Below are 11,701 nucleotides of genomic sequence, written 5' to 3' on the forward strand. Positions count from 1 at the left end.
TACGGACTCTTCTTCCCGCCGAGAGGACCGACATGACAGGTGCGACACACGCCACAGCACGTACGCGCCGGGCGATGGCGCGGCCCGTCCGGTCGCCGGCCTGGCAGGATGGCGGCATGGAACGTGTGCTTGGAATCGGTGGATACTTCATGCGGGCCTCTGACCCGGCGGCCCTGGGCGCGTGGTATCGCGAGTGCCTGGGCCTGGACGCCGACGAGAACGGCCTGTGGCACCAGGGCGCCGGGCCGACGGTGTTCGCGACGTTCGATTCCGAGACCGACTATTTCGGGTCCCGCGCACAGCACACCATGCTCAACTTCCGCGTCCGCGACCTCGATGCGATGCTCACGCAGTTGCGCGCCAAGGGAGCGGACGTGGCCGCGGAGACGCAGGACATGGCGGGTGTCGGCCGATTCGGCTGGGTCACCGATCCCGAGGGCAACCGGGTCGAGCTGTGGCAGCCCGCCTGACCTCGTTCCACGCGGGCGGTGACGTGCTGGTGGCCACTGGTGCCCCGACAGCCGCCAGTCCGTGCACGGTGTTGTCCAACGGGACCACGTGCGCGGTCACTTCGTCGATTCGGTGGCGCGGCGGTATTCGGCGTTGATGCGCTGGGCTTCCTCAAGCTGGTCTTCGAGGATGATGATGCGGCAGGCGGCCTCGATGGGGGTGCCCTGATCGACGAGTTCCCGGGCGCGGGCGGCGATGCGCAGTTGGTAGCGGGAGTAGCGGCGGTGGCCGCCCTCGGACCGCAGCGGGGTGATGAGGCGGGTTTCCCCGATGGCGCGGAGGAAGCCCTGGGTGGTGCCGAGGATTTCCGCGGCCCGGCCCATCGTGTAGGCGGGGTAGTCGTCGTCGTCGAGACGGCCGTACGTGTCGTCTGCTGTCATCGCACCTCTCTGCGGAACGCGTCGAGGGGTCCTGGTGCTTGTCGCACCAGGACCCCGAAGGAACTGCTAGACCATCTGCCGGCCTTGTTACTGCGCCGGCTCCCTGTTTCCGCGGACCCGACCGAGATGCTGTCGGGGCTGCGGGGATCGCGGTTGCTTGACCGGAGACCACCTCACTATCGATGTCCTGCGGTACCCGGGTTCACGATTTCAGCCCGGGCGATCCTGATGGCGCGGGTTCCTCCGTTCTTTCCTCGGTGCTCACGTTCGTACTTGCGGGGTACTGCGTGCTGCTGGGTACTGCGAACTGCACTTGCGGTACTGCCACTGCGGGTACTGCTGACCGGCAGTTCGTTTCTGCCAGGTCCTGCTGTCTCTCTGGGTTACGAGAGAAACCATAACCATGCCAACGCCCAATGTCTACTCTGGCTGGCATAGATTTCCATGTGCCCGGCAGTGGGGAAATCGTGCTCGAACGGTGACGGGGCGCCCCGATGTCGATCAGCCCGCCATCCGGGTGAGGGCGGCCTCACCCGAGTGGACGGCGCGGCGGTCTCGCGGATCCGTGTGTCCCGGCAGGCGGGAGGCACCCACCTGCTCATGAGGAGGCGGGCGGCTCGCTTTGGGCCTCGGGCACGGCAGGGGTGCGGCGCTGGAAGGTCGCGTAGAGAAGCCACAGGGAGGGGACCAACAGGACCGCTCCGACGGCCAACGCGATCAGACACGCCGACAGCACGGACCTGTTCGAGGCAGCTTGATCGACTGTGGTGCTCCCGACGAGCATGGCGGGGTACTGCGCCACGCCCCAGGCCCACAGGATCGCGGCGACTGCCAGCGCGGCGGCGGGGCGTGCCACCACGTACCGGCGTCTGTTGAGCAGGATGAGTCCGGCGACGCCCGCGACGATGCTGAGGATGACGAGGGGCAGGGCGCGGTGGGTCAGACCGTGGAAGAGCTCGGGGGCGTCGGCGTGCAGGACGGCGACGCCGGCGCAGGCGACGGTTCCGCCGGCCACGCCGCTGATCGTGGCGCGGTGCGCGAAGGCCGAGGCGAGCGTGGTCCGGCCGTCGCGGGCGGCGTCGGCGCACAGGTATACGGCGGCGAGGTGGGCGCAGGTGAGGACGGCCAGGACGCCGCCGAGGACCGAGGTGGGGTTGAGCCAGCTCGTGATGACGTCGCCTCCGGCGATGCCGGGCGGGACCCGGCCGGAGGCGACACCGCCGGCCACGGCGCCGAGGAAGAACGGTGTGATCAGCGAGGAGAGGGCGAAGCAGGCACCGAACAGGCGCTGTTGCCACAGCTCACTGCTGGCCTTGCGGAAGGCGAAGGCGGCCCCGCGGGCGATGATGCCGAGCGCCGCGAGAGTCAGGGGCAGGTAGAGCGTGGACATCACGGCGGCGAAGACGGGTGAGAACGCGGACCACAGCAGCACGATCACGAAGATCAGCCAGACGTGATTGGCCTCCCAGACCGGCCCGATGGAGTGCTCGATGAGGTGGCGCTGCGCCTGTCCTCGTCGGGTTCCGCCGGCGAGCAGATCCCACACGCCGGCGCCGAAATCCGCGCCGCCGAAGAGGGCGTAGCAGGTGAGGCCCACCCACATGACAGCAAGAGCCGTGTCCGCGAGCACGGTCACCTCCAGTGGTACCGACGTGAACGGAGCGAGGGTGGTCTGTACGCCGAGCTGTACGACCTATACGACGGGGTAGCTCTCGACGTCCTCCTCCTGCGGCGCCATCGGCACGGCCGTGTTCTTGGCCAGGCGGCGAAGGACGTACACCGTCGCGACGGTCATGGCGGCGTAGACGACCAGGACCAGCCACAGACCGGTCATGAGGCCGGGCGCCGGATTGACGGCGTCCCGCACGGTCATGATCCCGTAGACGATCCAGGGTTGCCGCCCGAGTTCGGTGACACACCAGCCGCTCTCCAGCGCGACGACCGAGGCGGGACCGCCCAGGGCGGCCAGCCCCAGGAAGAGGCGGGAGCCGCGCTGGTCGAGCAGTTCGCCGTCCCTGTGTCGCCCGCGCCACCACGACACCAGCAGCCAGACCCCGAGGGCCAGCAGGAAGAACCCGATGCCCACCATCAGGTCGAACGCCCAGTGCACTCCGGTCACCGCCGGCCACTGGCTGCGGGGCACCTTGTCCAGGCCCTGGACGACCGTGCCGGGGTGGTACCCGACCAGCAGGGAGAGCCCGCTTGGGACCTCCAGCCCGTAGCGCAGGGAGTCGTCGAGGGCGACACCGCCGAGGGTGAGCGGGACGTGGGAGCCGGTGGTGTAGACGCCCTCCATGGCCGCCAGCTTGGTCGGCTGGTACTCGGCCAGAAACCGGGCGGCCCAGTCGCCCACGACAATCTGGAAGGGCGTCACCACCGCCCCGAGCGCGAACGGGATGCAGAAGCCTGCCTTGTGGTAGGCGTCCCGGCGGCCACGGAGCAGGGCGACCGCGTAGACCGAAGCGGTGAGGAAGGAGGCCATCATGAACGCGGCCAGAATCATGTGCACGGTCTGCGGCGGGCTTGCCGGGTTGAGCATGGCCGCCCACGGGTCCACGCCGATGACCTGGCCGTCGCGCAGGGTGAAGCCGCGGGGCTGGTTCATCCAGGCGTTGGCGCAGACGACGAAGAACGCCGAGGCGACGCCGGCCACCACGATCGGCAGGCCGGTGAGCAGATGCCGCTTGGGGGGCAGCCGGTCCCAGGCGTAGAGGTAGATGCCCAGGAAGATCGCCTCGATGAAGAAGGCGATGCCCTCCAGCGCGAAGGGCAAGCCGAGCACTTGCCCGTACGTTCCCATCAGTCCGGGCCACAACAGCCCCATCTCGAAGCTGAGGATCGTGCCGGAGACAGCGCCGACCGCGAACAGCACCCCCATCGCGCGGGCCCATCGACGCGCCAGCAGGCGGTGTACGGGTTTGCCGGTACGGATGCCGTACCACTCCGCGATCAACGTCAGCGCCGGCAGCCCCACCCCGAGGCAGGCCACGACGATGTGCCAGGCCAGCGAAAACCCCATCTGCGCGCGAGCCGCGGCAAGGTCACCTTCGGACACCTTGTCCGCGGCCAGGACGGCGATCGGCCAGGGAGCGGATGTCAACGGGTCGAACACGGGCACGAGTCGCTCCCCGAGTGGACGTGGGACGAGGCACGGCTTGCGGAGGGGCGTCGGAGAGTCCTTCCGCAGGGAAGGCGGCCCCAGCCCTGTTCCCGTACGTCAGTCCGCGGTTCTCGACACGCCGAGAACACGCCCGTCAGCCGACGACGACGCTATAGCTGTCACCGGGGAGGGCGGGGGTAGCCACGCGGCCACTCGTTGAAGGCGGTTGTGTTCCTCACCCTCGTGCCGTCGCTCAGGCGACGGCTGAGCACCTCGGTCCGTACGCCGGGCTTACCGGCACGGACAGTGATTCAGCGCCGACCGGGCGACCGCGCAGGTCGCGCCGTCGCCGTTCGCGTCGGCGCCTTTACAGGGAGACCCTCACAACCTGTCATGCAGTCGGCAGGTACGGCTGGTCGGCATGGTCTCTGCCGAGCAGCTCGGCTGCCTGGTGCTGCGTATGATCGGCGGCCATCTGGGCCTCGGCCACGACGTCGCCTCGTTCACGGACCAAGTCCTCGTAGATGGGGATGTGATCGCTTCCGCTGGGAGCAGGTGTCACAGCACTGTTCCTTCCGATGTCGTGCTCATTCCGGCTTGGGTGATTGCCAGGAATTCCGTCAGGCCCGGTTGAGCCGGGCGGCAATCCCATGACCGATCAGCAAATATATGACGGCCGGTAGACCATAATTGAGGACAACGCGTAGGCCGTCTGTGTCCATGGTGAAAATATCCTGTGCCCACCCGGACAACCAGTCCGCCGTTCCTCGCACGAACTCCACAAATGTGTTGGCCTGGTTGGCGTCGAGCAGGTAGAGCACGATCCACAGGCCCAGCACACCGGCCGCGATGTCAGCGATCGTGCAGATCGCAAGGGCTGCCCGCCGTGTCGCGGCCTGGTTGCGCGTGGCGTGGTCGGCCCTCGGGGGCTGGTCGTAAGGCTGATATCCGGAAACCGGGTCGGTGTTGTTCACAGTAAATCCGATCTGGCATGCGCTGTGTCGGCAGGTCCTCCCGGAACCGAGATTCAGCCTCGGCCAGTGACCCATTCTCCCTACTTCTGCGCCTTGCAGACGCCATCGTGTTACACCCGCACCAGCGGAGGCCTAAATATGGCGCCCTGTCCGGCGACTTACCGAAATGTTCGTCGGGAGGCATTTTGCGAACCGCACGGAAGAAGCTGTCCTGCGGGTGATGACGGCCGGCAGGCTCAGAGCAGGCTGACGGTGCCGTGCCCGAACCGGTGCCTGGGGCGGGCCGTGGTGGTGGGAGCCGGGCGCATACGCCGAGCGGCGGCGGTGAAGGACGTACCGCGTCTGCCGTCTTCTGTCGCGATCACACTGCCGCCAGGGGCGGGTGCGTGGATCGGGGCGGCCACGGAGCGGGCAGGCGACCGGGGGGAGGGCACCTGCCCGCTCCGTGGGCAAGACCCGCTCACGGGGGAAAAGCGGGTCTTGCGAGGGGCCGTGGTCATGGCCCTACTGCTCATAGCGCAGCGGGCCCCGCGAGTGTCACAGCCTCCGCGTTTCTCGCTCCCCACCTCGTCGCGTGGGCGGGCATCGGGAGGTTGCGTTCGGTGTGCACCGTCGACGTCCGGGTATACGCACGACCGAAAGCCGCCCAGAGCGGCGACCACGACGAAAGAACCCACATGGTCATCCCGCTTATGAAGCAGGCGGCAGATGAGCAGAGCACGGACGAGCTCACCACGCTGCGCTGCAGCGCGGTGTGGACCGATGGCGCGGCTTGCGCGATCGACGCTCGCCAGGCCCTTCGCGCCTTTCTCGCTCACGCCCCGCGCACCGGCCGCGCCCCTGTTCCCGCACTCGTGGCCATGGACGCCGAACTCACCGTCAGCGAACTGATCACCAACGCCATCCGGCACGCCCCCGGTCCCTGCGGGCTGAGCGTGCACCTCTCGAGTGAAGAACTGACGATCACCGTGTGGGACAACTCCACCGAGCAACCAAGGGTGAGGCAGGGCAACCGGCACCGGGTCGGTGGCCACGGCCTTCACATCGTGCACTCGGTCAGCGACAGAGTCATCTCGACGTTCTACGGCCGAGGGAAGCAGATCACTGCCCATCTACGCCTGGCGCCTCACGAGGCAACCGCTTCGAGCAGCGGCGCTCCGAGCGAGCCGGTCAGAACTGACAGGTGTCCATCCACCGCGTGACCAGGGACGTGTTGTTCTTGTCGGCGTCACGTGCCGGACCGCACAGGAACTGGCTGAAGCGGGTGTCGGCCCGCAGCCAGAGGCTGAAGAACGACACGATCCACTTGCCCTGCTTGGCCTTGTTGCCGTATCCGGTCATCGGGCACAGATGATCGCCGGGAACCTCGATGTAGAGCTTCTCGGCCTGGGACATGGAGTTGTACCAGGGCACCGCGTAGGTGTCGCCGTTTGCCACGGGGTCGCTGTCACAGGTCAGGAAGAACGTCGGCTCGGTGACTCCGGAGAAGTTGGCGTTCACGTGGTACGGCGCTGTGGGCACGCCCGCCCGGAAGCGCGGGTCGTCCCGGAGGGCCGCCATGACGCCACCGCCCCCCATCGAGTGACCGGCGGCTCCCAGGGTGCCGTTGACCTTCCCCGATATCGGGTTGCCGGAGGCGTTGCCGAGCGCCAGTAGCTGGGTGCCGGCGGCGGAGATCTGACGGCCCCGCGATTCGGGATCGTCGGTGAGTGTGTTGGTTCCGACGTTGATGACGACGAAGCCCCAGGAGGCGAGGCGGGGTGCGAGCCACTGCAGGTTCTGCTGGGTGCCCTGATAGCCCGGCATCAGTACGACGCCCGGGTACGCGCCGCCGGTCGTCGGGTAGGTGACCGTGCCTGAGCCGTATCCGACGGTCTGGGGGACGGTGTAGGTGGCCGTGGTCAGCGGACCGTCGGCGGCCTCGAGGGAAGCGGCGGTCGGGTCGGGGATCCCGGTGCCCGGAGGGGTGCCGCCCCGGGAGCCGTACACCTGGAACTCCCACAGCGAGTAGCCGTAGGCGGTGCCGCGCTGGGTGCCGTGGACGCGGACGTACCTACCCTTGCCGTTCACGTCGAGGGTCTGCACGCCGCCGACGCCGGTCGTGGTCGAGTAGAGGGTGCTCCAGGTGGTGCCGTCGTCGGAGGTCTGGACCTGGAATGCGCGGCCGTACCCGGCCTCCCAGCGCAGCACCACTTGGCTGATGGCGGCGGTGGCACCCAGATCCACGCTCAGCCACTGTGGATCACTGAACGCGCTCGACCAGCGTGTCCTGGGGTTGCCGTCCACCGCCGCCGACGCGGGGGTTGAGGTGTTCTCGGTCGACGAGGACGTCGCGGGCCTGCCCTGGGACAGCAGGTCGGCGGCAGCCGCCGGCGGCGCGGCGGCGGTCAGCAGGGTCAGGGCCAATCCGATGGTGGTGGCCAGCGCGATCAGCGCCTGCACGGACCGGGGCCGGGTCCGTAACGGCACGGTCGTGGTGGTTGAAGGACTGCGTGGACGCATCGTTGTACCTCCGGAATGCGGTGAGAGCGCGGTAACCGGACAGCGAGGTGCGCCCGCACTGTAAGCGCTGCCGGAGCGAGCCGGAAGGTGAGCTCTCACGGTGCGGAAGGAGAAGAAACGGCCGGAACCCTCGTGACCCGGGCGGGTCGAAGCGGACAAGGAGCGGAATCCTGTGACCGGCAATCACTCGGAACGGGGCCGGGACTGTTCGAAGAGCCAGTCGATGACCACGTCGTTCTCGTATGTCTGAACCCATGCCAGGTGTGGGTTCACCGGTGTCGTTCCTGGCGTGTAGCTCGTGAACAGTACGTGACTGCGGGTGGCCCGGGCCTGCCGCAGGAGCGCCCGGGAGCGGGCCTCGAACTGGGCCTTCGGCAGATCGTTGGCCCACTCCCCACGGGTGACTGGTGCGCCGGCGGTCTCCAGCGCGTTCATCAGGGTCCAGGTTCCGGGCTTGCCGAACCGGCCCTCACGGTAGGGGACGACCGGGTCGTCGACCGAGTGGTCGGCCCAGATCGGAATGTGTGTGATCCGGTCCATGGTGGCCGGGTCGCCCCAGCCGGCCGTGGGCAGGGCGGCCGCGAACACCTCGGGTCGCTTCGCCAGCAGGCTGTAGATGCCGCGCCCGCCCGAGGACAGGCCGACGACATAGAGCCGGCTTCTGTCGATGTTTCGGGAGTGCTCGCCCACGAAGGTGTCGATGAGTTCGATCAGCGCGGCCTGGACCTTGGCGTCGGTCCAGTCGGTGCCGTCGGGTCCGTCCATGGGCCGAGGCAGGGGAATCTGCGGAGCGAGGACGAACGCGGGGTTGCGGCGCTGCCGTTGCGGTGTGGCGAATGTGACCGCGACCCGGTTGGAGGTGAGCTGGGTCATGTTGTTGTCCGCGACTTCGCCACCGCCGTGCAGGGTGACGACGAGGGGGTACCGCGTGCGCGTCTGAGGATTTCGTACGTATCCCTCGGGCTGGTACAGCCGGAAGTCCAGTTCGAAACCGGCGGAGTCGGTGAAGGAACCGGCGGCGAAGCGGTCGACCACCGGGGTGATGACGTCGTCGTTCCGACTCGCGAACGGTCCGGCCTTCAGGACCGGTTCGCCTCCGGGGGCGCGCACGTCCGCCACCTGCCTGACGGAGTACGCCCGGTCCAGTGGAAGGGGATCGGTGCCGGCCGCCCGGGCGTTGGCGTCGTTCGGGTCGAGTTCGACGATCAGCCGGTCCCCCGGCCGTCCGGGGCGAGTTCGGTCGTCCACCTCGGCGGCGGAGTTGGAGTAGACCCGGGTCACGGTGCGAGCCGCGGTCTGCCCGCCCACCGTGGCCTTCACCTCGAAGGCGGCGGGCGCAATCACCGCGCCCGGTAAGTCGATGGGGTGCCCGTACTGGATGGCGACGGCTGTCACCAGCCAGTTGTTCCTCGGCGTCACCCGCGTGATGAGGTCCGTCCGCAGGACCGGATTGAATCCGGAGGCCGCTTGTCGTCCTGCAGAGGTGCTCGTCGTGGTGTCGGCGGCCGCAGCGGTCGCGGTGCTCACGGCCGGCGCCGTGACCGCGCCTGCCGTGACGGCGAGCACCGTACGTCTGGTGATGTGTCCCATGGGCCCTCGTCTCAGTCGGTGGGGCATCCGGACCAGATGCCTCCGTGTGTGGATCCGATCGGCCGGGCGACGGTCGTGGGAGCGGGCGCGCGTCCGGTCATGGTGCACGGCAGCAGGACGGCGACCGTGGCGAAGCACGGGTCTGTCGGCATGGGGCGGCTCGCTTTCTCGGGGGAGGACCCGCGGCGGCGGCCGAGGGGGCAGACCGAGGTGCTACGCGAGAGTTTCGGAGCAGTACCGGATCGGTGTCCAGGATCGGAACCGAGATCTGTGCATGCGGTAGGCGCATCAATGCGAGTGGGCGCGGCTTGCCGCCCGCGCCGCGGGCCGCACCGCGCCCATCGCGGGGTCCGTCAGGTGATCGTGTTCGACGCCAAGTGCGTTCAAGGAAGGCCTGTGGCCGATTCGCGACATCTGGTGGGAAAGCCCGCTGCCCAAGTCGAAGGGCAGCGGGCGGTGATGACGGGTTACGTCAGGTCAGGAGGTGTGGACCTCCAGCGCGGCGCGGACCGCCGACTCCAGGGCGCCCTCGATCCAGGCCGGCTTGAGGGAGGTGTGGTCACCCGCGAAGTGCATCGGGCCTTCGGCCAGCGGGATGGAGGTCAGCAACTCGGTGTGCTGGCCGGGCAGCAGGACCGACGCCTCGCCGTAGGCATAGGGGTCGCGCAGCCAGCTCTGGGTGCGTCCGGCGCCGGTGTAGAAGACCTCGACGCGCTGACCGTAGACCTGCTGCAGTCCGCACAGGGCGTGCGGGTAGCGGGCCTCCTCGTCCAGGGAGTCCCAGCGCAGGGCGTCGTCCGCCCAGCTGTAGGAGGCCAGCACCACTCCCCCGGAGCTGCCGGGCACCGGATGGGAGGGGTGGTACATGAACCGGTTGGCGCTGTCCGACACCGAGCCGCCGCCCACGACGTGTACGGCCTCGGGCTGGTCACGTGAGACGGCGCGGTTGGCGGCGTAGTGGGTGCGCTGGGCCGGGGTGATGTGGCCGGCCGGCACGGAGGAATGGGCACCCAGCAGGCTGCCGTCGGCGGGGGCGCGACCGGTGCGGTAGGCGTCGTACAGCTTCGGGTCGATCCGGTCCAGCTCGCGCTTCCAGTCGGCCTCCGTGAACTCCCACCAGCGGCGGCTGAACTCCAGCAGCACCTTCGTGGCGCTGTCATAGTGCAGTTCCGTGACCGCGCGGCGCTTGCGGTACGACATCAGGGGGCTGATCTGTACGTGCCGTAGACCCGAGAAGGGAACGGTGACCACGGCGGCGTCCGCGGTGAACTGCTCGCGCACCACCGGGCCGTCGCGCCCCTCGGAGACCGTGTCCACCCACACCTGGGGGCCCTTGGCGCCGACGTGCCGGGTGTCGGAGGAGGGACGGTCGGGATGGTGGTACTCGACGCGGGTGACCCGGCGGTCGAAGCGGACCGTGTCGCGCACCTGCTCCAGCAGTGCGTCCGGAAGTACCGCCGTGCCGCCCTCCAGCTCCCAGAAGGCGGTGTCGGGGCTGATGAGGGAGGAGCCGATGAAGCTGTGGATGAACGACAGGGGCAGGCGTGAGGTGAGGTTCTCCAGGGTGCCGATCAGGTCGACCGTGCGTTCGTCCAGCTTCGCGTGCTCGGTCAGGAAGCGGAACATCGACCAGTCACCGAAGCGTTGGATGACCCTGGCCCAGCCCTGCACCCGTTCCGGCAGCGGCTTGTCGATCCGTTTGCCGTCGGGGCCCAGGGTGCTGAACTCGTCGCGCACCGGGTCCAGCACCGACCGCAGGATGGTGGCGGCGGGAGTGTCCCAGCGGGCGCGCGGCACGCCGAAGGACCGATTGATGCGGCGGGGCGCGCGGGCGTACTCCTCGCGCCGCATCCGGATGCCGTTGACGTAGATCCAGGTGCGGTTGGCGGGACGGCCGTCAGCGTCGACGTCGACGTAGTGGAATCGCCGCTTCTTCAGGTTCAGTTGGTCGATCAGACCCATCACCAGCGGGTGGCTGGAGGGCAGGCGCATGGCACCGGCCTCCGCGTACTGGCGGGGGTCGGCGAAGGGCTGCTCCGCCCGTTCGTGGCCGCCCCGGCGGAAGGTCTTGATGCGTCCGCCCGCCCGGTTGCCGTTCGCCTCGAGAACGGTTACGTGGTGGCCCGCCCGCTTCAGCAGCGACGCCGCCACCAGGCCGGCCGGGCCTGCCCCGATGACGAGGACCTTCTTGGGCGTGGCCGTCCGCCGAGCGGGCAGTCCGTCCTTGAGTACGCGCTCGTAGCCTGGGACGAGGGGGCGGTCGTGGTCGTCCACGACCAGCAGGGCCCGGGCCACCGCCAGGCATCTGTCGAAGTCCGCGCCCCTGGTGGGCGCCGGTGCGGCAGGGGCGGCCTGGACGGGCATCGCCGCGGCAGGCGACCCGGCCAGAGCCGTGGCCGCCGCCGTCGTTCCCGCCGCCGTGGTGAAGGTACGCCTGGACAGACCTGAACCTGCCGGGACGGCCTCGTGATCTTCAGTCATGCCGCACTTCTACCGGCCGGCCGACACGACCCGCCCGCCTGCGCCGCGGCGTTGCCCCGAACGAGCGATGTGGAGGTCAAACCACTGACGCCCGGTCGGACATCGACGGGAGCGGCTCCTCGGCGATGTCCCCGAAGGGATGAAAGACAGCCAGTGATCCGCGT

Annotated in this window: 9 protein-coding genes; 2 read left to right on the forward strand and 7 right to left on the reverse strand. The window is 68.9% G+C overall.

Annotated features, from left to right (window positions below):
* Window positions 1–116: 116 nt before the first annotated feature.
* Entirely contained in the window at window positions 117–470 is a 354-nt protein-coding gene (locus ACFYRY_RS01125; protein ID WP_389138755.1) for a VOC family protein, read from the forward strand.
* A 96-nt stretch (window positions 471–566) separates the two neighbouring features.
* Here the strand turns inward: ACFYRY_RS01125 and ACFYRY_RS01130 are convergent, their stop codons facing one another.
* The 4 genes from ACFYRY_RS01130 to ACFYRY_RS01145 all read right to left on the reverse strand — a co-directional run bounded on the left by ACFYRY_RS01130 (window position 567) and on the right by ACFYRY_RS01145 (window position 4,964).
* A complete protein-coding gene (locus tag ACFYRY_RS01130; protein ID WP_389138757.1) occupies window positions 567–890 on the reverse strand; it encodes a MerR family transcriptional regulator in 324 nt (107 codons plus the stop codon).
* 598 nt (window positions 891–1,488) lie between these two features.
* A complete protein-coding gene (locus ACFYRY_RS01135) occupies window positions 1,489–2,520 on the reverse strand; it encodes a cytochrome d ubiquinol oxidase subunit II (protein WP_389138759.1) in 1,032 nt (343 codons plus the stop codon).
* Between the two features lie 63 nt (window positions 2,521–2,583).
* Window positions 2,584–4,008: a cytochrome ubiquinol oxidase subunit I gene (locus tag ACFYRY_RS01140; RefSeq protein ID WP_389138761.1), complete on the reverse strand. Its 1,425-nt coding sequence runs from the start codon at window positions 4,006–4,008 to the stop codon at window positions 2,584–2,586.
* 602 nt (window positions 4,009–4,610) lie between these two features.
* Window positions 4,611–4,964 carry a hypothetical protein gene (locus tag ACFYRY_RS01145; protein ID WP_389138763.1) on the reverse strand — a complete coding sequence of 118 codons (354 nt, stop codon included), beginning with the start codon at window positions 4,962–4,964 and terminating at the stop codon, window positions 4,611–4,613.
* A gap of 602 nt (window positions 4,965–5,566) precedes the next feature.
* Here ACFYRY_RS01145 and ACFYRY_RS01150 point away from each other — a divergent pair.
* Entirely contained in the window at window positions 5,567–6,166 is a 600-nt protein-coding gene (locus tag ACFYRY_RS01150; RefSeq protein WP_389138765.1) for an ATP-binding protein, read from the forward strand.
* Here the strand turns inward: ACFYRY_RS01150 and ACFYRY_RS01155 are convergent.
* The 3 genes from ACFYRY_RS01155 to ACFYRY_RS01165 form a co-directional block, all read right to left on the reverse strand.
* Window positions 6,135–7,433, reverse strand: a complete 1,299-nt coding sequence (locus tag ACFYRY_RS01155) for a discoidin domain-containing protein (protein WP_389138767.1) — start codon at window positions 7,431–7,433, stop codon at window positions 6,135–6,137. The genes ACFYRY_RS01150 and ACFYRY_RS01155 overlap by 32 nt on opposite strands.
* Before the next feature lie 216 nt (window positions 7,434–7,649).
* Window positions 7,650–9,056 (reverse strand): prolyl oligopeptidase family serine peptidase, encoded by a 1,407-nt coding sequence (locus tag ACFYRY_RS01160; RefSeq protein WP_389138768.1) that lies wholly within the window; start codon window positions 9,054–9,056, stop codon window positions 7,650–7,652.
* Between the two features lie 477 nt (window positions 9,057–9,533).
* Window positions 9,534–11,537 carry a flavin monoamine oxidase family protein gene (locus ACFYRY_RS01165; RefSeq protein WP_389138770.1) on the reverse strand — a complete coding sequence of 668 codons (2,004 nt, stop codon included), beginning with the start codon at window positions 11,535–11,537 and terminating at the stop codon, window positions 9,534–9,536.
* Window positions 11,538–11,701: the final 164 nt, after the last annotated feature.

Origin of the sequence: Streptomyces sp. NPDC005263 (assembly GCF_042872365.1) — a bacterium.
In the GTDB taxonomy this organism is placed as follows: Bacteria; Actinomycetota; Actinomycetes; order Streptomycetales; family Streptomycetaceae; genus Streptomyces.